We start from the raw sequence: 19839 nt of genomic DNA, 5'->3' as shown, positions 1-19839 counted from the left end.
TGTCGGGGAATCACCGGGCGGTGTGCGCGGTGACGGTGAGACGGATGCCGGCGGCGCGCTGGTGCATCGGCTCCACCAGCTCGATGCTGCGGGCCAGCTCGCCGCGCTCGATGGCGCGGGCGAGCTCCACCACGGCGGTGTTGGCCGGCGAGGCGAGACCGTGGCGGGCCAGCGTGTCGACGACGTGGCCGTTGAGCTCGTCGACCTCGCTGTGCCGACCCTTGATCCAGTCCTGCAGCACGGTCGACCGCGAGTGGGTGAGGATGTAGTGCTCCACGAGTTCGTCGAGCACCGTCTCGACGAAGGTCTCGGGAGTCGTGTCGGGCATGCCGAAGATCGAGCGGATGGTGGCCCCGTCGAGCTGCGCCGCCCGCACGGCCTCGTCGCCGGCCTCGAGCATCAGCTCGCGCATCCGCGGATGCCGGGCGCAGTCGGCGATCGACAGGTCGACGACGGCCGACGGCACCAGTTCGGCGGCGTTGAGGATGAGCTTCGCCCATTTGGCCGAGTGGATGTCGTCGGTGACCTCGACCGTTCCGGCGCGCCTCAGCAGGGCGGCGGCGGTCTCGGCGTGGTGGGCCGCCGAGGGGTGCATCGGGCCGACCGCGAACCAGGAGCGGTCGTGGGCGCTGTGCCGCTCGACGACTCCGGGGGTGTACATGGCCGAGGTGATCTCGATGACGGCACCGAGCGCGCGATGCTCGCCCACCACCTCGGCGATCACCGACCCGGTCATGCCGTTCTGCACACCCACGACGACGCCGTCGTCGGCCAGGTGGGGTGCGATGAGCTCGGTGGCCCAGCGTGTGTCGTAGGCCTTCACGAGCAGGAGTACGACGTCGAACGGCCGGCGCAGGGTGGCCACCTCGCACAGGTGCAGGATGTCGACGCGGGTGACCGTGGTCTCGCCCATCATCTCGACGCGCACGCCGTCACGGCGGATGGCCTCGACATTGGCGGGCCACTGGTCGATGAAGGTCACGTCGAGCCCGGCTCGAGCCAGGTCGGCGCCGATCGCCGCCCCGTTCGCGCCGGTGCCGAGCACGGCGATACGCAGCGCGGACTTCTCCGTCATGTGCACCATTGCACCTTCCTGTTGTACAGCTAGAATATACATGACACGGTTTGTGCGACAGTGTTAGCGTACGTTGTTAACCAATGTTGAACTCAAAGAAGAGGTAGAACATGGCCCCTCCGACGTTTGCGATGGTCGGGACCGGTGCCAACGGCGCATCGATCGGCGCCGACCTGATCAGGGCCGGCCTCGACGTCACCTTCATCGAGCAGTGGCCAGCCCACGTCGACGCGATGCGAACCCACGGGCTCACCGTCCACCTGCCCGATCGCACCGAGGTCACACCGGTCGACGCGTTCCACTTCTGCCAGGTGGCCGAGTTGCGCGGGACCTTCGACGTGGTGTTCGTGTCGGTGAAGAGCTACGACACGCGCTGGGTCTCGGAGCTCGTCCGGCCGCTGCTCGGGCCCGGATCGGTCGTGGTCGGCCTCCAGAACGGCATGACCGTCGACGACGTCGCCGAGATCTGCGGCGCCGATCGCACGGTCGGAGCGGTGCTCGGCATCGCCGCGAACATGTTCGAGCCCGGCGTCGTGCACCGCCAGTACGACAAGACCGAGACCTGGATCACCGTCGGCGGGCTCGACGGCCGCATCACCCCCGGGGTGGCGCTCGCCGCCGAGGCGCTGGGCCACGCCTCCGTCGCATCGGTGACCGACGACATCCGGGCCGCGAAGTGGATGAAGCTGATCGCCAACGTCCCCGAGATGCTGCCCTCGGCCATCCTCGGTGTGCCCCTGCTGACCGCGGTGTCGTTCGACGGCATGCGTCCGGTGATGGATGCGGCGTCGCGCGAGGCCTACGCCGTGGCCACCGCGCTCGGCGTGCGGATGGTGCCGATCTTCGGCCTCAGCGAGGCGCAGGTGCCGCCCGGCGACGACTACGCGCTGCTTCTGCTGGATCGAGTGCTCGAGTCGTACTCGCGGCCCGACACGCGCGTCGCGGTGCTGCAGGACTGGATGAAGGGCCGTCGCGCCGAGCTCGACGCGTTCAGCGGTTACATCGTGCGCAAGGGGCGCGAGGCCGGGGTCCCGGTGCCGGTGAACGAGGGCATCCTGGCCGTCGCCGAGCGGATCGAAGCCGGCGAGCTGAGGCCGGACCCCGCCAACGTCGGCGAGCTGACCGCCGTGCTCGAGCGCGTCTCATGACCGGCGCAGAGCCGGTTCGGCTGATCGCGACCTGCTGGACGACGGCGGGCGATGCCGCCCCGCAGCGCGGTGACGAGCGGAGCCCGATCGAGCTGCGCGAGCGCATCGAGACGGCCGCGGCCGCCGGATGGACGGGGTTCGGGCTCCTGCACGCCGACCTGATCGCCTACCGCGATTCGCGCGGCGGGCTGGCGGAGCTCTCGGCGATCCTGCGCGACAACGGCATGTCCCAGGTCGAATTGGAGTTCCTGGGGGAGTGGTGGACGGCCGACGGGCGCCGAGCGGCATCCGATCGGGTGCGGGCTGACCTGCTCTCCGCTGCACGAGAACTGGGGGCGCGGACGGTGAAGATCGCCGCCGAGATCGGTGACGCCCCGGTGGATCACGGCATGTTCCTGGCCGAGTTCGATGCGCTGGCCACGCAGGCGCTCGAGCACGGCACGAGGGTGGCGCTGGAACCGATGCCGTTCTCGAGCAACGTGCCCACCGTCGACGCCGGCGCCGCGATCCTGCGGGAGATCGCCAATCCGGGAGCGGGCCTCTGCGTCGACATCTGGCACGTCTATCGCGCCGGCACGCCCTATTCCGCCGTCGCAGCCCTGCCCGCCGAGATGATCTTCGTCGTCGAGCTGGACGACGGAACGGCAGCGCCCGTGGGCTCGCTCTGGGACGACACGATCGATCGCCGCCGGTACCCCGGTCGTGGCGCCTTCGACGTGCCCGGCTTCGTGCGCGCGGTCCGGGAGAGCGGCTACGACGGCGGCTGGGGCGTCGAGATCATCTCGGCCGAGCACCGCGCCCGGCCGATCGCCGAATCGCTGCCGCAACTCGCCTCCGAGACGCGGGCCCTGCTCGCCGAACCGGTCGGCTCCACCCACTGACCTCCGAAAGGACCTCCGCCATGCACGTCACCCCCCTCGGCACGACCGGACTCGAGATCTCCTCGGTCTCGTTCGGCACCGCCCCCCTCGGCCAGCTCTTCGGGCCTGTTCCCCTCGAGACCGGCATCGCGGCCGTCGACGAGGCCATCGATCTCGGCATCACCTTCTTCGACTCCTCGCCCTACTACGGCGACGCCGAAGAGCGCCTCGGCATCGCCCTCAAGGGCAAGCGCGATCGCGTGCTGATCGGCACGAAGGCGGGCCGCAACCGCGGCGAGATCTTCGACTTCAGCCCGGCCGCCATCCGCCGCAGCGTCGAGGAGAGCCTGCGGTTGCTGCAGACCGACCACCTCGACGTGCTGCAGCTGCACGACATCGAGTTCGTCGACCTGGGCCCCGTGCTCGACGACGGCTACGCCACGCTCCTGGCGCTGCGCGAGGAGGGCAAGTGCCGCGCCATCGGCATGACGGGCTACTCGCTCGCCGCTGCCCGGCGTGTGCTCACCGAGACGCAGGTCGACGTCGTGCTCAACTTCGCCCACGGAACACTGCTCGACAACTCGCTCTCCGACACGCTCGGCGACCTCGCCCGGGAGAGGGGGGTGGCGCTGATGAACGCCGCGGCGGTCGCGCTGGGCCTCCTGACCCCGGCCATCACGCGGATCGCCGCCGAGGGGCACATGTCGCCCTCCGGCGTCGTCGAGGCGGCGGTGCGCATGTCGGCGGTCTGCGCCGAGGCGGGCGCCGACATCGCCTTCCTGGCGAACCAGTACGCCATCCAGCGCAGCGGCGCCATCACCACGGTGGTGGGCACGACCGACGTCCACCACCTGCGCCAGGCCGTCGAGGCCGCATCGGCTCCGATCGACGAGGATCTGCTGCAGGCGGTGCTGGCCTGCAGGCCCGACGTGGCGGCCAATCAGTGGGCGCTGGGGCTCCCCGAGAACTCCTGAGAGGCGCGCTGTCCGGCACCCCCGGCAGAGCAGAAGGGGCGGTCCTCCACCGGAGAACCGCCCCTTCTCTGTCTGCCGGGGGTGCCGTCAGACCATCGCTGCGACGAGATCGACCTCGGCGGGCGGGGCCGTGACGTCCACGGCGACCGTCGAGGTGACCTTGCCGTCCTTCATCACGACGATCCGGTCGGACATCGACAGGATCTCGGGCAGGTCGTCGCTGATCAGCATGACCGAGACGCCCTGCTGCGTCAGGCCCTCGATGATGCGGTAGATCTCGGCCTTCGCACCGACGTCGACGCCGTTGGTGGGGTTGTCGAGCACCAGCAGCTTCGAGCCGAGAGTGATCCAGCGGGCCAGCAGCACCTTCTGCTGGTTGCCGCCGCTCAGGTTGCCGACGAGGGTGTCCGGCCCCGGAGCCTTGATGTTCAGGTCCTTGATCGCCGTGTCCGCGTTCGTGGTCTCCCGGCTGCCGCTCACGATGACCGGGCCCAGCGCGGCGCCGATCTCCGGCAGCGAGATGTTGTGCGACACCGACATCCCGGCGATGATGCCGTCGCGGTGGCGTTCGTTCGAGACGTAACCGAGGCTCGCGCGGATGCCGGCCCGGGCTCCCTGACGCGCCGGCACCACGCCGTTCACCTTCAGGCTGCCCGTGCTGCCCTGGCCGAGTTCGAACACCGCCCGGCCGAGGTCGGACTTGCCCGAACCCACTACGCCGGCCACGCCGAGCACCTCTCCGGGCAGGATCGTCAGCGAGATGTCGCTGAAGCCCTCGCCGCTGAAGCCGGTGAGCTCCAGACGGGGCTCCGTCTCCTCGTTCGTGCGCGCGGCGCGGCTGTGGCGCTCCGCTTCGCGCCCGACCATGAGCGAGTGGATGGCCTTCTCCGTCAGCGCGGTGGGGTCGTCCTGCACGCTGACGACCGAGCCGTCCTTGAGCACCACCATGCGGTCGCACAGCTCGATGATCTCGTCGAGCCGGTGCGACACGAAGACCTGCGCGGCCTGGTGCTTGATCCGCCGAACGAAGTCGAAGAAGAACTCGATCTGCTCGCGGGAGAGCGCGCTGGTCGGCTCGTCGTGGAGGATCACCGGATGCGTGATGCCGAGCAGGCGCGCCTGCGCGAGCGAGCGCACGATCTCCACCACCTGGCGCTCGGCGAACTTCAGCGAGTCGAGGTCGGCGCTCGGATCGAGCTCGACCGACAACTCGTCGAAGATCTCCTGCGTCTTCTTCACCATGCTGCGCTGGCTGATGATGCCGAAGCGGGTGAACGCCTTCTCGTGCGCGAGGTAGACGTTCTCCGCGACCGACATGTTCGGCACGAGCGCTTGGTGCTGGAAGATGCGGAAGATGCCCGACTCGGTCGCGGCGCGGTAGCTGTCGAACTGCGTCGGCTTGCCGTTGAAGACGAGCTCTCCCGAGTCAGGGGAGAGCGTGCCGCTCATCAGGCTGAGCAGGGTCGACTTGCCGGCGCCGTTCTCGCCCACGAGGCCGAGCACCTCGCCGACCCGGATGTCGAGCGAGATCGACCGCACGGCTTTGACGGGCCCGAAGCTCTTGACGATGTCGCGCGCCTGCAGCAGAGGCGCATGGGTCTCGATGATCACATCGGTCATGGCGTCTCGTCTCCTACTTGATGACGGTGAGCTTGGAGCGGTCGAGCGTGAGCGCCACCGCGAGGATGACGACCGCGCCCTGGATGATGTCCTGCAGGTACGGGGCCACGCCCATGGTGTTGAGCCCCACGCTGAGCGTGGTGATCACGAGAACACCGAGGATGGTGCGGTGCACGCCACCGACGCCACCGGTCAGCGCCGTGCCGCCGATCACCACGGCGGCGATCGAGTCGAGGGTCAGGCGGTCGCCCATGCCGGGGGTCGCCGCCCCGATGCGCGAGGCGAGCAATACGCCGGCGATGGCGGCCATGACGCCGGAGAGCACGAGCACCCACAGCTTCATCCGCCGGATGGGGATGCCGGCGAGTCCGGAGACCACCTCGGCGCCGCCGATGGCGAAGGTGTAGCGGCCGAAGCGGGTCTTGGCGCCCACGTAGGAGATGATCGCCCAGAGCAGGATCGCCCAGAGCGCGATGTTCGGCAGGCCGAGCAGGAAGCGGCCCTGCGAGATGTTGGTGAAGTCGAGGTTGAACACCTGCACGGGTCGTCCGCCGACGAACCAGAGGCCGACGCCTCCGACGACGAGGCTCATTCCGAGCGTGGTCAGGAAGCTGGGGACTTTCGCGTAGGCGAAGATGACGCCGTTCGCCAGGCCGACGATGACGCCGACCGCGATCCCGGCCAGGATCGCGAGGATCCACGAGCCGTCTTTCGCCACGGTCGCCGAGACGAGGCCGGCCAGGGTCACGGTGGCGCCGACCGAAAGGTCGATGCTGCCCATCAGCACGACGAAGGTCATGCCGATCGCCACCACGAGCAGGGCCGACGACTCGCGCAGGATGGTGACGGCGGTGTTCGGCTGGAAGAAGGAGGGAGCAAGCAGGGAGAAGAGGATGAGGAGGATGATGATGGCGCCGATCGGGAGCGCCACCCCCTTGAGTCCTCGCACTACTACGTTGTTTCGGCCACTCATGTTCGGACTCCGTACGGTTTCGGATGGATGATCAAGTCGAGCGAAGAGGGGTCTGGGTGGCTCGGGCGCGAAAGGCCCGAGCCACCCAGACCCTCGGGGGTGCTAGTCGCGACGCAGCAGCTTCCAGTGGTCGTTCCATTCCTGGGTGACCGCGTCCATGTTCGGCAGGGCCGCCGTGTACTCCGGAGGGTAGGTGAACCCGGCGGGTTTGTCGGCGAACGACCACATCTCCTCCATGTTGAGCGGGCGCACGCCGTTCTGCGGGTCCCAGTCGTTCGGGTAGGCGACCTTGCTCATCTTCACCCAGTCGTAGGGGTCGGACTCGCCGGCGTAGGTCGACAGGTAGTCGGCCGCGTTGTTCGCGTCGACGATGATGCCGTCCCACCAGAGCTGGCGGTTGAGCGGGTCGACCTTCGCGCCCTTGCAGTAGTCGAGCGCCTGCACGAAGGAGAATCCGGCGGTCCACTGGGGAAGGCTGGAGTAGACGGCGTACATCTGGCCGTTCTGGATCAGCTCGACCGTCGAGGCGTTGCCGTCCATGCCGGTGATCGGCACACCGGTGATGCCGGCCTCCGTCAGCGCGTTGAGGGCGCCGACTCCGACGTCGTCGTTCTGGCCGAACACGGCGTCGATCTTGTCGACACGCGAGATGATGCCCGCCATCGCGGTGCGGGCGTCGTCGCGGTTCCACTCGCCCGGCTCCTCGGCCACGAGCTTGATGTCGGGGTACTCGGCGAGGGCCTTGTTGAAGCCCGCGGTGCGCTGGGTGTCGGGGGTCGCACCCGGGTGGCCCGTGATGTGCACAACGTTGCCCTTGCCGCCGATCTTGTCGAACAGCTTCTTGGCGAGCAGGTACGCCGCCTGGGTCGACTGAGGGGTCTGGTAAAGCACGTACTGGCTGCCGGTGTCGAAGGGCGAGGTCCAGCTGGGCTGCTCCCAGGTGTTGGCGAAGCAGACGTTGTTGTCCTGGGCGAGCTTCGCCATGGCGGGCACGTTCGCCGGGTCCGGGGCGGTGACGAAGATGATCTTCACCCCGGCGTCGATCTGCTGCTGGAACTGAGCGAGCTCGGTGGCCGGGTCGCCTTCGTTGGTCAGTGCGACGTACTTGCCGTTGAAGGCCTCGACGGCGCGACGTGCGCCCTGGTCCCACCCCGAGTAGTAGTCGTTGTTCAGCGAGGTGAACAGGGACACCACGGTCTCGCCTTTGAGATCGACCGATGCGGGGACTGCGCTCTTGGTTGCGCCGCCGGCGGAGGTCGACGACGGGCCGCCGGCGCTGCAGCCGGTGAGGATCAGGCTCAGAGCCGCCGCCCCGACTATGCCGACCTTGATTGTTCGTTTCATGTCACTCCTTCGTGATCAGTCCTGGCGGGATCGGTGGTGGCTCATTCGCTCGTCACCGCGCTGGGCATCAGTGTACAACCACACTGTCGGGTCCACTATCGTGTCTTGAGCCTCACTGCACAACCATTGCACACTAACAAATTGATAACTTGGCGGATAGTTTTCCGCAGCAATCCAGCAAAGTTGTGCAAAATCGGCCGCCGTACCCGGCTCCCGCAATCCGGGATCCGCGTCGATTCCTGGCTGGACACATCGCGGAGCGTTCAGTAACGTTGAATTGTGGTCATGCCGCCGAAACGGCGTTGAACGTGCCGACGACGACGTCGGCAGATGACCCTGTCAACAAGGAGGCTGACATTGGTGGATCTCGGACTGACCGCGAAGAAGGTGGTCGTCACGGGTGGCGCAACCGGCATCGGGCGCAGTGTCGTCGAGGCGTTCGCCGCCGAGGGAGCACTGGTCGTGGCCGTCGACATCCGCGAGGACCTGATCGCGACCTACGCCTCGGAGGGCGGCATCCATGATCGGGTGACCGCGGTCCACGCCGACATGACCGTGGCCGACGACATCCGGTCGGCCGTCGATCAGGTGATCACGGTGTTCAGCGGAGTGCCCGACATCCTGGTCAACAACGTGGGTGCCGGCCGGCTGGCGTCGTTCGAGGAACTCACCGACGACGACTTCCACCGCACCTTCGAGCTCAACTTCTTCTCGATGGTGCGCATCTGCCGCGCCCTCGTGCCCGGCATGTACGCGGCGGGCAAAGGGGCGGTCGTGAACGTGACCTCGGATCTCTCGCGCCAGGCCGAAGACGTGATCGTCGACTACGCCGCGTCGAAGGCGGCGGTCGCGAGCGTGTCGAAGTCGCTCGCGCGCGCCTATGCGCCGCGGGTGCGGGTGAACAACGTGGCTCCGGGCCCGATCTGGACGCCGTTCTGGACGGATGCCGACACCGGCTGGCTGAAGAACATCGAGGCGGCCTACGGCGCGCGCGGCCAGGATGCCGTGGACGCCCTGATCGCCGACCGCGGCATCCCGATGGGCCGCATGGGAACCCCCGAGGAGGTCGCCAACGCGGTGCTCTTCCTCAGCTCGGATGCCGCGGGCTTCACCACGGGCTCCACCCTCGGCGTCGATGGCGGCTCCGTCCGCGCCACCCTGTAGTTCTTGAGAGAGGAAATTCGTCCATGAAGACCACGAAATCGAACCGTGCCGTCGTGATCACCGGAGCGAGCGGGGGCATGGGCCGCGAGGCGGCCGCCCGCTATCTCGAGGCGGGCGACCGCGTGGCGCTGCTCGACATCGACGCCTCCGCGCTGGCCTCGGTGGCGCAGGCACTGCGTGCGGATTTCCCGTCGTCGGATGTGCTCGAGGTGCCCTGCAACGTGGCCTCGCCGGAGTCGGTGGAGGCGGCGCGCGACGCCGTCGCCGCGTGGTCGGGCGAGGTCGACGTGCTCGCGCTGATCGCGGGCGTGCTGCAGAAGGCGGGGCCGATCATCGAACTCCCGATCGACGAGTGGGACCGCACGCAGAACATCAACCTGCGGGGCGTGTTCCTGATGGCGCGGGCGTTCGTGCCGTTGATGCCGAGCCACGACGGAGCCTCGATCGTCACGATCGGCAGCTGGTACGGTCGCTCGGGGCACGCGCTCTTCTCGGCGTACTGCGCGTCGAAGGCCGGCGTCATCAACCTCACGCAGACGCTCGCCGCCGAGCTCGCGGAGCGCGGCATCCGGGCCAACGTCGTCTGTCCGGGCAACATCGACACCGAGATGCACCGCAAGGCACTGCGCGAGGAGGCCGAATCTCGCGGCATCACCTTCGAGCAGATGAAGGACATCGAGTGGGCCAAGATCCCGCTCGGCATCGCCGGGCCGGCGTCGACGATCGTCGACGCGGTCGAGTTCCTCACCTCGGCGCACGCGTCGTACATCACGGGGGCGTCGATCGACGTCAACGGTGGTGTGCTCTTCCACTGATCCGTGCTCACGCCGGACATCCATCGAATCACCTGACTGCAAGGGAGCAGAAATGACTGCACGTCTCACCGGAAAGACCATCATCGTCACGGGCGGAGGCTCGGGCATCGGCGCGGGAATCGGCCGCGGGCTCGCCGCCGAAGGAGCGAACGTCGTGCTGGCCGACCTCAATCTCGACGCAGCGCAGGCGGTCGCCGACGAGATCGCGGCCACGGGCGGATCCGCGCTCGCCGTGAAGGTCGACGTCGCCGATCGCGCCACCGTCGCATCCGGCATCGCGAAGGCCGTCGAGACCTTCGGGCATCTCGACGGCTACTTCAACAACGCCGGCATGAACTCGCCGATGAAGTTCCTGGACATCACCGAGGACAACTTCTCGCTCATCATGCGCATCAACGCGCTCGGCGTGCTGATCGGCACGCAGGAGGCGGCGAAGCAGTTCATCGCGCAGGGCGGCGGCGGCAAGATCGTCAACACCGCCTCGATCGCGGGTCGCACCGGTTTTGCGAGCTTCGCGCCCTACAGCGCCTCGAAGGCCGCGGTCATCTCCCTGACCCAGGCCGCTGCGCGCTCGCTGGCCGAGCACGGCATCACCGTGAACGGGTTCGCGCCCGGCGTGGTGGCGACGCCGCTCTGGAAGAAGCTCGACGCCGACCTCGAGAAGATCGGCGAGGGCGACTCCGGCTTCGACTCGATGGCCTCGGGCATCCTGCTCGGCCGCCCGGCGCAGCCCGAGGACATCGCGCCCACGGCGATCTTCCTGGCGTCGAGCGACTCCGACTACGTGACGGGGCAGATCATGGCCATCGAAGGCGGGATGATCCTGGTCTAGTCGCTACTGCGCGCCGGCGGCCACGCGGTGTGGCCGGCCGGCGCGTGTGCGGTCTCCGTTGTGCTCCCGCGGAGGCCCGTCGGACCGGCGCGGATCTCGGGCCGGCCATGGTGGCCGACCGGTTCTCCCCGAGCGCCGACGGTCACGGGCCTGCTCATGTTCGGCGTCCCCGAGCCGCGCGCGCGGGCCTTGGCGGCGCGCCGATCCTGACCGAGGCCCCGTGCCGTGTCGCACTCCTCTACTAACGTAGATCGCGGCGGCTCTCGGCCCCGCCGTTCAGGGGCTCGTCGAGCTCGAGGGCAGCGAGAACGGCGTGGCGACAGGCTCCGACGGGCCCGCCCTCGGCTGCAGCTGGCACACCCCGGAGACCGCCAGCGGGAGCACCGACCTCGTGGAGTACGGCGGCATCTCGGTGGGGGTGTCGCGCGATCCCGAGTACACGGAAGAGAGCATGCAGCCGCTCGGATGGAACGTCGAGAACGCCCGCGTCGCCTCCGCGGGTGCGTGGGCGCTGAAGGTCGGGGGCGGCTACGACCCGGCCGAGCAACTGGACGTCACCGGGGTGCAGGTCGTGCGGGACGGGGTCGTCGTCGTGTTGACCTCGGGCGGCGTGGCTCTTCAGGACGTTCCGCAGCTGGCCTCCTTGACGAACAAGTGGGCGCTGGATGCCGGGGTGTGGGTCTTGGAGCTGATGGACTGAGGCTCGGTCGACCTCCGTGGAGCGGCGTGCTGTGGATCGTGGCCGGTCGCGCTACGGTCGCTGCATGGGGGAATCGGATGCCTCGGAGTACGAGGCCGTGCAGGCCGCAGAACTCGCCCTTCTGTCCTCGGCGGTGCGCGCCGACACGGAGCGCGTGGAATCCCTGCTCGCCCCCGACTTCGCCGAGATCGGCCGCTCGGGCCGCCGCTGGACGCGCGCCGAGACGGTAGCGGCTCTGCGGAATGAGACCCCGCGTGAGGCGCCGGCGACGTCGGAGTGGCTGTTCGATCGCCTGAGCCCGGAGCTCGTCCTCGTCACCTACCGGGTCCACGGGGCGCACCACGACAGCAGGCACTCGTCGCTCTGGGAGCTCGCGGGCCCGCGCATCCGTTTCCACCAGGGTACGATCATCCCGCCGGGCTGACCGGCGGCGGCTCCCACCTGAGGGTCTCCAACTGGGGATGGGCCTCGAGAGCCGCGATGAGCTCCGCAGAACCACTGACTCGAGTGCCGAAGAGGTCGTAGTCCGTGTAAACGAACCAAGATCGATCGGTCGGCCAGAAATTGCTCGGAGTGAATCCCCGCAGCTCGCCGACCAGGTCGAACACCTCAGATAGCCCGCCTTCGTAAACGACCTCATCGTCGTAGCTGCCGGTGGTGAGTGCTGCGGGGTAGAAGGCACATCGCTGTCCTTGCATCTCTTCACGAAGAGCCTCCACCAGGACTCGAAGGCTCTCACTGTCCAAGGAGCCCTCGCCCGGAGGCCGGATCGACAGGGGCCAGCTACCGCGTGGGAACCAGCGAAAGCAGGGAGGAACTTCGCTGCCTTGCCCGGGCGTCGAACCCGACCTGGAGAAGTAGTCGCTCCACGTGAGTCGTCTCCACCCGTCACCCGGATGCTCTGTGAAGCCCAGGGTGATCCCGCTGTCGATCCCGATGTCGTCAAGGTCGACGGTGCCGATCGGCGCCGACGCGCGTTGCCCCCCTTCCCGGCGCGCAATGCGCAGGTGCTCGTATGTCAGATCTGATGGCAGCCCAGTGTGCTCATACATCGCGTGCAACACCCAGATTGAATCGTCCCACCCGGCCAGATCCAGCCCGGTCACGCCGTCGCGCTGGTCGGGCTCAATCCACGAAAGCGCCTTCGACGCTTCCGTCCGCTCGAGTCTCCGCATGATCCGAGCGTATGGGAGCTGAGGAGCAAGGAGAACTCGCGGCCTTCTGCTGGATCGGAGTCACGGTCGGCAATGGTCCTTCGCTCAGGAGAGGGCATCTCGATCACCCTTGATGACGGCCGAGAGTTCGCCGTGACGGTCGGAGACAGCGCGACGGGAGTGGCCCTACTCAGGAACCTGCCGGAACGCCATTTCTAGGCGCTTTCCCAGTCCGGACAGCCGGACAGCGGCGCGCAAACCCGAGGCGGCGCGGCACCGTCAGGCGCGGGCGTCAGCCACGTCGCGGGCCTTGAGGTAGCGGTACTTCGAGACCGGGTGCGTGCCGAGCACGACTTTGCCGCGGGAGTGCAGCTTGTCGAGGTCGGCGTAGGCCAGGGCTACGTCGGAGAGGGGGTAGAAGCCCGAGATCAGCAGGCTGAAGGCGTGCTCGTCGGCCAGCGCCAGCAGCACCTCGAGCTGGCGGGTGCCGTGCGCGACGGTCTCCGGGTCGTTCTCGAGCAGCTTCAGTTCGAGGTCGCGCCGGTCGGCACTCGAGCGGTAGCGGGATGCCGGCACCCCGAGCTCGGCCGCGAGCTCCTGCCCGTCCTGGCCGAAGTTGTCGATGAAGGCGGTGACGCCCTGTGGGGCCGCGGCCCGGATGCGGTCGGCGATGCCGGGACCGTACTTCACCGGCACGATGCCGAGCTGGCGCAGGTAGTCGAAGTTGCGGTCGCCGCAGGTGCCGATGACGGTCGCCCCGCGGTGGCGGGCGAGCTGGGCCTCGATGCTGCCGACGCCACCGGCCGCCGCCGAGATGACGACGGTGTCGCCGGAGGCGATGTGCAGCTGATCGAGGGTGTCGAGCGCGGTCACGCCGGCGAGGTAGAGCCCGCCCGCCGTCTCCCAGGTGACGCCCTTGGGCTTGCGCACGAGCGCGCCGACCGGAACGGTGAGGTAGGTCGCATGGGCACCCGAGCGCACGTGCCCGACCACCTCGGATCCGCGCGGGAAACGCCGGTCGTCGGAGTCGACGACGATTCCGGCGAAGTCGCTGCCGGTACCGCGGGGGAAGGGCTCCGAGGCCCACGCGCCTTCGCGGCCGGAGCGGATGAAGCCGTCGATGTGGCTGATGCCCGCCGAGATCACCTCGACGGTCACTTCGCCCGGGCCGGGTGGCGGCAACGGCCGGGAGAGCGTCTGCAACACCTCGGCGCCGCCGGCGTGGTCGTATTGGATGACTCTGGTCTCCGTCGGCTTCTTCACCGTGACCACCTCGCTTCTCAGGTCTGGGTCCAGGCTATGCAGGCGGGTGGGCGGAGTCCAGGGGTCGCACGAAGATCCTCGGCGACCCACGGTTCGAAGAGCTGGAACGCGTCGGTGTGGGGTCCGTGGGATCGGATGGGGAGCGGGCCGGAGTAGCCGAGCCGCCCGAGGCCGCCCTTGCCGTGGGTGACCGGGTGCAGCTAGGCGTGGCGGCGGCGCCGCACCAGTGCGCTGATCGGGCGCGCGAGCGCGGCGAGCAGCATGCTCCACAGGCCGACGCCCGGGACGGCGATCGCGATCACCAGCGCCGCGGCCACGAGGGCCACCGAGACCCAGCGCAGACCGAGCACCAGCGGTGAGGGCACGTGCCGCGGCTCGATCGCGCCGGAGCGGATGAGCGCGCGCTCCTCGAAGCGCGCGACGATCATCGTGACGAGGATCGACCCGACGTAGATCGCCCTCGCGAGGGCGTCGCCCCCGGCCGCACCGACCTCGATGACCGTGGCGAGCGGGATGAAGCACACGCCCGCGAGCCACAGCAGGTTGATGTTCACGACGGCCGCGTTCCACGAGCGGGCGTGCGTGAAGAGCCGGTGATGGTCGCGCCAGAACAGCGCGATGGTGATGAAGCTGACGCCGGCTGCCAGGAGCGCAGCGGCGTTGTCGGCGAAGTACGAGGCGGCCGTGCCGCCCGCGAGATCGCGTGCGGTGTCGATCAGGGGCAGCACCACGAGGGTGATCGCGATCGCGCAGACGGCATCGCTGAAGAAGGCGAGCCGATCGGCGCCGCGTTCGGCGTCGGCGGCGTCGGCCAGCTCGGCGGGATCCGGGGCTTCGGCGGCTTCGGGGGTGGGCGCTTCGGCGGATGCGGTCATCGTTCGGCAAGGCTACAGCGCCCTACCGTTCACGACCTGAAACTGTCAACCCCTGAATCACTAGTTATGCAGATCTTTCAGGGACTGGCATATTTGGCGATGGCAACCGCATCCGGTGGCCCGTGCTGAAACCGAGGGGGATTCCGATGACCGCTGCGACCAACGACGTCTCCACCATGATCCGCTGGCGTCAGGCGGAAGACGGGTTCTGGGTCGGCTCGCAGAACGGATGCTTCGCCGGCACCATCGACCAGAGCGGCACCCACGTCTACGCCCGCGACCAGTTCGGCAGCTACATCGGCGACTTCATCGACCTCGCCCGGGCCCAGAGCGCTCTCGCGGAGCGGCTGGTGGTGGCCGCGAGCTCCGGCCCGGCCCGCGTGGCGGTGGCCTGATGCCCCAGAACGTGGTGCGGCGCGAGGCCGTTCACCTCTACTCCGCGGCTCCGGCGACGGAGGCGGCGGCGGAGGCCGTGCAGGCCCTGCTCCGGCTCCGCAAGGCCGAGGGCAACGAGATCGAACGGGTTCGCAAGGCCAGCGGCCTCAGCCCGCACGAGTTCCACGCCGTGCGCTACCTCCTGCAGGCGCAGCGGGAGGCGCGGGACACCGGGCCGAAGGACCTCGTGGTGATGCTCGGCATCTCCAACGCCTCGGTCACCAACCTCATCGATCGCCTCGAGCAGATCGGCGACATCGAGCGGGTGCCCCACCCCCACGACCGCCGCGCCCAGCTGCTGCGCCCCACGGCCGCGGCCGCCGCCAAGATCGAAGACGCCTATCGCAGCTTCCACCAGATCGTGGTCGACGTCATGGACTCCCTGAACACCGCCGACGCCGAACTCGTCGCGCGCACCCTCAACACCGTCACCGAACGACTCGAGAAAGGTCACGAATCATGAGAACAGCCTGGATGCAGTCCTGCGGTCAGCGTTACCTGGTCGAACGATTCGACGACGGCAGCTTCGGCATCACGCTCGGCGACGACTTCCTCGGCTTCGTGCTGCGGGTCGACGGCGACTACCTCGCCATCGACGGCACCGAGGCGGGGGAGGGCGGCGTGGTCGCCGCCACTTGCACGCTGGGCGCCGCCGCCGCGGCGCTGGCGGGCACGCCGGCCGACCACTCCCGCGCGCACCTCGCCGCGGTGGCCTGAATCGGGCTCAGTCGCGCGCATCCGGTGATCGCGTCAACCGCGGAACCAGCCGCACGAACACGACCATGCCGACGAGTTCCACGAGCGTCTGCGTCACCACGGCGAGCGGCGCGAGGTCGAGCGCAGCCGGCAGCGCCAGGGCGAGTGGCAGCACGACGAGCGAGTTGCGGGTGGACCCGCTGAAGACGAGAGCGCGCGTGGCGGCGGCATCCAGTCCGACCAGCCGGCCGGCGGCCAGCCCCACCCCGAGCATGACGGCGAGGAACGCCGCGTAGAGCGGCACCACGCGGGCCAGGGCCACGGCCTCGCCGCCGACCGCGGCGATCTGCGAGGCGACGACCACCGCGAGCGTGAGCATCATCAGCGGCACCATCGCGCTCGCCGCGGCGGACTCGATCGCCCGGCCGGCCCGATGGCGGCGGGCGATCGCCTGCACCAGGGCCGCCGCGGCCAGCGGTGCCACGATCAGCACGAGGAACGCCTCGACGAACGGGGCGAGATCGATCAGCCCGGCCGTCTCGCTGCCCGCGAAGAGCACGAGATACACCGGGAGCAGCACGATCTGCAGCAGCATCAGCACGGGGACCGCCGCGAGCAGCCGGGCCTTCGCGCCGCCGGCGAGGCCCGTGAACACGATCACGTAGTCGACGCAGGGGGCGAGCAGCACGAGGAGGAGCCCGACGAGCAGTGCGCGATCGTCGGCCACGAAGCGCGAGAGCCCGAGCGCCACCGCCGGCACGACCACGAAGTTGACCACGAGCACGGTGCCGAGGAACCGGATGTCACGGAAGGAGCGTGCGACCTCGATCACCGGCACCCCGAGGAAGGTGGCGAACAGCAGCAGCCCCAGTACCGGGTTGATGGCGACCGTCAGGGCGGGCGCGGCAGCGGGCGCGAACGACCCGGCGAGGCCGCCGATCGCGAGGGCGGCGAGGTAGAGGGGGATCTGGTGGCGGTCCCACCAGCCGGCGAGCCGCTGCATCCGTTCAGCTTAGGGATGCGCACGGCCGTCGAGACGCCCAGCGATTTCAGCGGGGTCGAGAGGCTGAAGTCTCCAGCGCTCGCCGGCAGGGGAGGTCAGTGCGCGTTGAGCGCCGCGACCGTCGCGTCGAAGCGGCCCTCGACCTCGGCGAAGCGCAGGAACTTCACACGCTCCACGAGGATCTCGGGCGCTGCGGGCGAGGCTTCCCAGAGCGCCATCACCTCGTCGGCGAACGCGTCGAGGTCGAGGTAGCCCTCACGCATCGACTGGCCGGGGGTGAGCTCGGTCTGAACGGCCGGCGGCACGAGCTCGACAACCGTCACCGAGGTGCCGGCCAACTGTAGCCGGATGCTCTCGGTGAAGCGGTGGATGAACGCCTTCGTCCCGTTGTACGTCGGCGTGAACGCGAGCGGCACGTGCGCGAGGCCCGACGAGACCGTCATGAGTGTGGCATCCGGCTGCGAGGCGAGCTGGGGGAGGAAGGCGGAGACGAGCCGCAGCGGGCCCAGGATGTTGGTGTTCACCTCGCGCTCGGCGATCTCGAGGAACGCGGATGCCGGGTCGAGCACGTTCTCGGTGGCCATGATGCCGGCCATCGCGATGAGCACGTCGAGCGAGCGATGCTCCGCCACGAGCCGGTCGCGGGCCGCGAGCACCGAAGCGGGGTCGGCGGTGTCGATGGCGACGGTCGCGAAGCCGTGCGCTGCGGCGAGCGAGGCGAGCACCTCGGTGCGGCGGCCGCCGATGATGACGGTGTTGCCCGCATCCTTCAGTCGGAGGGCGAGGGCGAGACCGATTCCTGAGGTCGCGCCGGGGATGAAGACGGTTTTTCCGGTGATGTTCATGGCTCGAGTCTGCGGCGGCCCGGGCGCCACGGGGAGGGAGGCCTTATCGGAGGACTGCCGCTCCCTGCCTCCCGTCGGGCTCGAGGCCGATAATGGAGCGATGGACCGCCCCGCGCTCGCCGCCTTCCTCCGCTCGCGCCGCGAGGGGCTGCGCCCCGAAGACGTGGGTCTCTCCGCCGGGCCCCGCCGCCGCGTGAACGGCCTGCGGCGGGACGAGGTGGCCGCGCTCGCGGGCATGTCCACCGACTACTACGTGCGGCTCGAGCAGTCACGGAGCCCGCAGCCCTCCGAGCAGATGCTCTCCGCCGTCGCCCGCGCCCTCCGCCTCACGAACGACGAGCGCGACTACCTCTACCGCCTCGCCGGACACAACGCCCCGAAGCGCACCCCGCTCGACACCCATGTGGCCCCGCAGCTGATGCGCGTGCTCGACCGCCTCGACGACACCCCGGCGCTCATCCTCTCGAGCCTCGGCGAGACGCTCGAGCAGAACCGCCTCGCCGCGGCCCTGCTCGGCGACCACTCCGGCCATACCGGATTCGCCCGCAGCAGCGTCTACCGCTGGTTCACCGACCCCGCCGACCGTGACATCTACCCGCCTGCCGACCGTGACCACCACAGCCGGGCCCAGGTCGCCGGACTGCGCGCGGCCTACGGCGCCGCCGGGCCCGACTCGCGAGCCGGAGCCCTCGTGCGCGAGCTGCAGAGACGGAGTCCCGAGTTCCGGGGGATCTGGGGGCTTCAGGATGTGGCCACCCGCTTCGAAGACCACAAGACGCTGCTGCACCCCGAGCTCGGCGCCATCGACCTCGACTGCCAGGCGCTGTTCACCGAAGACCAGGGGCAGGCGCTGCTGGTGCTGACCGCGGCCCCGCGCTCCGACGCGGCCGAGAAGCTCGCCCTGCTCGCCGTGATCGGCCAGCAGCAGTTCAGCGCGCCGGTCTGAGGCGCGGCATGAGCGAAGAGCGGGGAACCGCCGCGGCCGCGGCCGGAGACGGTGCCGCTCCGGGCGGCGGCCCCGCGCATCCGGAGCCCCGCCGCCGGCCCACCCTGCTCGACCGCTTCTACACGGCCGGCATCGTGGTGAAGGGCATCGACGGAGCCGTCGAGCTCGTCGCCGGACTGCTGCTGTGGTTCGCGCCGGGCCTCATCCACTCGGCCCTCTCCGGCCTCGTGGCCGAGGCGCAGGAGGGCACCGCGAGGTTCGACCACCTCATCGCCAGCAACCTCGCGCGCGTCGACGACGGGCTGGCCGGCCACGGGTCGAGCGCCTTCCTCATCGCGTTCCTCGTGGTGCACGGAGTGGTGAAGCTGGTGCTGGTCTATTGCCTGCTGCGCAAGTGGCACCGGGTGTATCCGTGGGCGCTCGCGGTGCTCACCCTCTTTCTCGCCTACCAGGTCTACGCGCTCGCCACGGGGCCCTCGATCGGCAACGCCGTCTTCACGGTCATCGACGCGGCCATCATCGTGCTCGTCTGGCGCGAGTACCTCGAGCTGCGCCGCTACGCGACCGAGGATGCGGGCACCGGCGCCCCCTCGCCGCGCGACGCGACCACGCCCTGAGCCGGGTGCCCGGGCTGATCATGGGAGTGGGAGTCTCATCGGTTTTTCGTTAGCGTTCATAGGGCCAGCGCGTGGTGGCGACCGCTCATTCGGGTTGAGCCGGAGGCCACCACGCGCGTGGTACGACGAGTTCTCGGGCTTCGGGGCCTCTCAGCGGTGTGAGGCGAGGGGATGTCGATGAAACGAACCGACACACGCGATTCCGCGCTGCGGGAAACGCGCCGCGAACGGCCAGTCTTCAGGTGACCTCATCGCGCCGAGTAGCCAGCTCCAGGGGCACGCGAAGACGCAGGACGCTCTTCGGTCGTCTCGGCGCAGCACTCCTCATCGCGGCCGGAGCATGCGCGCTGCTGTGCTTCGGTTTGAACTGGTGGCTCGGCATCTTGTCATTCGCCTTCCTGGCGCTGTGCGTGATCCTGCTCTTCCTCGGCGCGCTCGCGCTCTTCATCAGTGGGCCGCCCGATGATCTCTGAGCTGGATACCTGAGCCTGTCTGCCCGT

At 69.2% G+C, this 19839-nt stretch carries 23 protein-coding genes; 14 read left to right on the top strand and 9 right to left on the bottom strand.

Annotation, left to right across the window (positions count from 1 at the left end):
- Window positions 1-10: 10 nt before the first annotated feature.
- Window positions 11-1075: a ketopantoate reductase family protein gene (locus VD659_RS00500; RefSeq protein WP_423259145.1), complete on the bottom strand. Its 1065-nt coding sequence runs from the start codon at window positions 1073-1075 to the stop codon at window positions 11-13.
- A gap of 110 nt (window positions 1076-1185) precedes the next feature.
- Between VD659_RS00500 and VD659_RS00495 the strand changes: the two genes are divergently transcribed.
- From VD659_RS00495 to VD659_RS00485, 3 genes are read left to right on the top strand one after another with little or no spacing between them, the layout of a single operon-like run.
- Entirely contained in the window at window positions 1186-2223 is a 1038-nt protein-coding gene (locus tag VD659_RS00495; protein ID WP_423259144.1) for a ketopantoate reductase family protein, read from the top strand.
- Window positions 2220-3104 carry a sugar phosphate isomerase/epimerase family protein gene (locus VD659_RS00490; RefSeq protein WP_423259143.1) on the top strand — a complete coding sequence of 295 codons (885 nt, stop codon included), beginning with the start codon at window positions 2220-2222 and terminating at the stop codon, window positions 3102-3104. Before VD659_RS00495 ends, VD659_RS00490 begins: the two co-directional genes overlap by 4 nt.
- Before the next feature lie 20 nt (window positions 3105-3124).
- Entirely contained in the window at window positions 3125-4057 is a 933-nt protein-coding gene (locus VD659_RS00485; protein ID WP_423259142.1) for an aldo/keto reductase, read from the top strand.
- Window positions 4058-4144: 87 nt separating this feature from the next.
- On the opposite strand, the gene VD659_RS00480 is transcribed toward VD659_RS00485, so the two are convergent.
- From VD659_RS00480 to VD659_RS00470, 3 genes are all read right to left on the bottom strand, one after another.
- Window positions 4145-5677 carry a sugar ABC transporter ATP-binding protein gene (locus VD659_RS00480; protein WP_423259141.1) on the bottom strand — a complete coding sequence of 511 codons (1533 nt, stop codon included), beginning with the start codon at window positions 5675-5677 and terminating at the stop codon, window positions 4145-4147.
- Window positions 5678-5690: 13 nt separating this feature from the next.
- Entirely contained in the window at window positions 5691-6626 is a 936-nt protein-coding gene (locus VD659_RS00475; protein ID WP_423259140.1) for an ABC transporter permease, read from the bottom strand.
- 126 nt (window positions 6627-6752) lie between these two features.
- Window positions 6753-7994 carry a sugar ABC transporter substrate-binding protein gene (locus VD659_RS00470; protein WP_423259139.1) on the bottom strand — a complete coding sequence of 414 codons (1242 nt, stop codon included), beginning with the start codon at window positions 7992-7994 and terminating at the stop codon, window positions 6753-6755.
- Window positions 7995-8354: 360 nt separating this feature from the next.
- Here VD659_RS00470 and VD659_RS00465 point away from each other — a divergent pair, with 360 nt between their 5' ends.
- The 5 genes from VD659_RS00465 to VD659_RS00445 all read left to right on the top strand — a co-directional run bounded on the left by VD659_RS00465 (window position 8355) and on the right by VD659_RS00445 (window position 11929).
- Window positions 8355-9158, top strand: coding sequence for an SDR family NAD(P)-dependent oxidoreductase (locus tag VD659_RS00465; RefSeq protein ID WP_423259138.1), 804 nt, complete (start codon window positions 8355-8357; stop codon window positions 9156-9158).
- A gap of 23 nt (window positions 9159-9181) precedes the next feature.
- Window positions 9182-9973, top strand: coding sequence for an SDR family oxidoreductase (locus VD659_RS00460; protein ID WP_137836691.1), 792 nt, complete (start codon window positions 9182-9184; stop codon window positions 9971-9973).
- Between the two features lie 52 nt (window positions 9974-10025).
- Window positions 10026-10805 carry an SDR family NAD(P)-dependent oxidoreductase gene (locus VD659_RS00455; RefSeq protein ID WP_423259137.1) on the top strand — a complete coding sequence of 260 codons (780 nt, stop codon included), beginning with the start codon at window positions 10026-10028 and terminating at the stop codon, window positions 10803-10805.
- A 313-nt stretch (window positions 10806-11118) separates the two neighbouring features.
- Entirely contained in the window at window positions 11119-11505 is a 387-nt protein-coding gene (locus VD659_RS00450) for a hypothetical protein (RefSeq protein WP_423259136.1), read from the top strand.
- A 64-nt stretch (window positions 11506-11569) separates the two neighbouring features.
- Window positions 11570-11929: a DUF4440 domain-containing protein gene (locus VD659_RS00445; RefSeq protein WP_423259135.1), complete on the top strand. Its 360-nt coding sequence runs from the start codon at window positions 11570-11572 to the stop codon at window positions 11927-11929.
- Here the strand turns inward: VD659_RS00445 and VD659_RS00440 are convergent.
- The 3 genes from VD659_RS00440 to VD659_RS00430 form a co-directional block, all read right to left on the bottom strand.
- Window positions 11913-12680, bottom strand: a complete 768-nt coding sequence (locus tag VD659_RS00440) for a hypothetical protein (RefSeq protein WP_423259134.1) — start codon at window positions 12678-12680, stop codon at window positions 11913-11915. The two genes, VD659_RS00445 and VD659_RS00440, sit on opposite strands and share 17 nt — an antisense overlap.
- A 258-nt stretch (window positions 12681-12938) precedes the next feature.
- Window positions 12939-13922: an NADP-dependent oxidoreductase gene (locus VD659_RS00435; protein WP_423259133.1), complete on the bottom strand. Its 984-nt coding sequence runs from the start codon at window positions 13920-13922 to the stop codon at window positions 12939-12941.
- 200 nt (window positions 13923-14122) lie between these two features.
- Window positions 14123-14797 carry a TMEM175 family protein gene (locus tag VD659_RS00430; protein WP_423259132.1) on the bottom strand — a complete coding sequence of 225 codons (675 nt, stop codon included), beginning with the start codon at window positions 14795-14797 and terminating at the stop codon, window positions 14123-14125.
- Between the two features lie 146 nt (window positions 14798-14943).
- Here VD659_RS00430 and VD659_RS00425 point away from each other — a divergent pair, with 146 nt between their 5' ends.
- The 3 genes from VD659_RS00425 to VD659_RS00415 are packed head-to-tail and all read left to right on the top strand — an operon-like array spanning window position 14944 to window position 15949.
- A complete protein-coding gene (locus tag VD659_RS00425) occupies window positions 14944-15192 on the top strand; it encodes a hypothetical protein (protein ID WP_423259131.1) in 249 nt (82 codons plus the stop codon).
- Complete coding sequence (locus tag VD659_RS00420) at window positions 15192-15695, top strand: MarR family winged helix-turn-helix transcriptional regulator (protein ID WP_423259130.1); 504 nt, start codon at window positions 15192-15194, stop codon at window positions 15693-15695. The genes VD659_RS00425 and VD659_RS00420 overlap by 1 nt, the downstream gene beginning before the upstream one ends.
- Entirely contained in the window at window positions 15692-15949 is a 258-nt protein-coding gene (locus VD659_RS00415; RefSeq protein WP_423259129.1) for a hypothetical protein, read from the top strand. Before VD659_RS00420 ends, VD659_RS00415 begins: the two co-directional genes overlap by 4 nt.
- 7 nt (window positions 15950-15956) lie before the next feature.
- Here VD659_RS00415 and VD659_RS00410 read toward each other — a convergent pair whose 3' ends face one another.
- Together VD659_RS00410 and VD659_RS00405 are read right to left on the bottom strand one after the other, a co-directional pair.
- Window positions 15957-16931 carry an arsenic resistance protein gene (locus VD659_RS00410; protein ID WP_423259128.1) on the bottom strand — a complete coding sequence of 325 codons (975 nt, stop codon included), beginning with the start codon at window positions 16929-16931 and terminating at the stop codon, window positions 15957-15959.
- Between the two features lie 95 nt (window positions 16932-17026).
- Window positions 17027-17776 (bottom strand): SDR family oxidoreductase, encoded by a 750-nt coding sequence (locus VD659_RS00405; protein ID WP_423259127.1) that lies wholly within the window; start codon window positions 17774-17776, stop codon window positions 17027-17029.
- 100 nt (window positions 17777-17876) lie between these two features.
- On the opposite strand from VD659_RS00405, the gene VD659_RS00400 reads away from it, so the two are divergent.
- From VD659_RS00400 to VD659_RS00390, 3 genes are all read left to right on the top strand, one after another.
- Window positions 17877-18722: a helix-turn-helix transcriptional regulator gene (locus VD659_RS00400; protein WP_423259126.1), complete on the top strand. Its 846-nt coding sequence runs from the start codon at window positions 17877-17879 to the stop codon at window positions 18720-18722.
- Between the two features lie 8 nt (window positions 18723-18730).
- Window positions 18731-19339 (top strand): DUF2127 domain-containing protein, encoded by a 609-nt coding sequence (locus VD659_RS00395; protein WP_423259125.1) that lies wholly within the window; start codon window positions 18731-18733, stop codon window positions 19337-19339.
- Between the two features lie 242 nt (window positions 19340-19581).
- Window positions 19582-19812 (top strand): hypothetical protein, encoded by a 231-nt coding sequence (locus tag VD659_RS00390; protein WP_423259124.1) that lies wholly within the window; start codon window positions 19582-19584, stop codon window positions 19810-19812.
- The last annotated feature ends 27 nt before the right edge of the window (window positions 19813-19839 follow it).

The sequence above is a fragment of the Herbiconiux sp. 11R-BC genome (assembly GCF_049472555.1).
Lineage (GTDB): Bacteria > Actinomycetota > Actinomycetes > Actinomycetales > Microbacteriaceae > Herbiconiux.
Note: the sequence above shows the minus strand (reverse complement) of the source record. Positions and strands in the feature narration are given on the sequence as shown.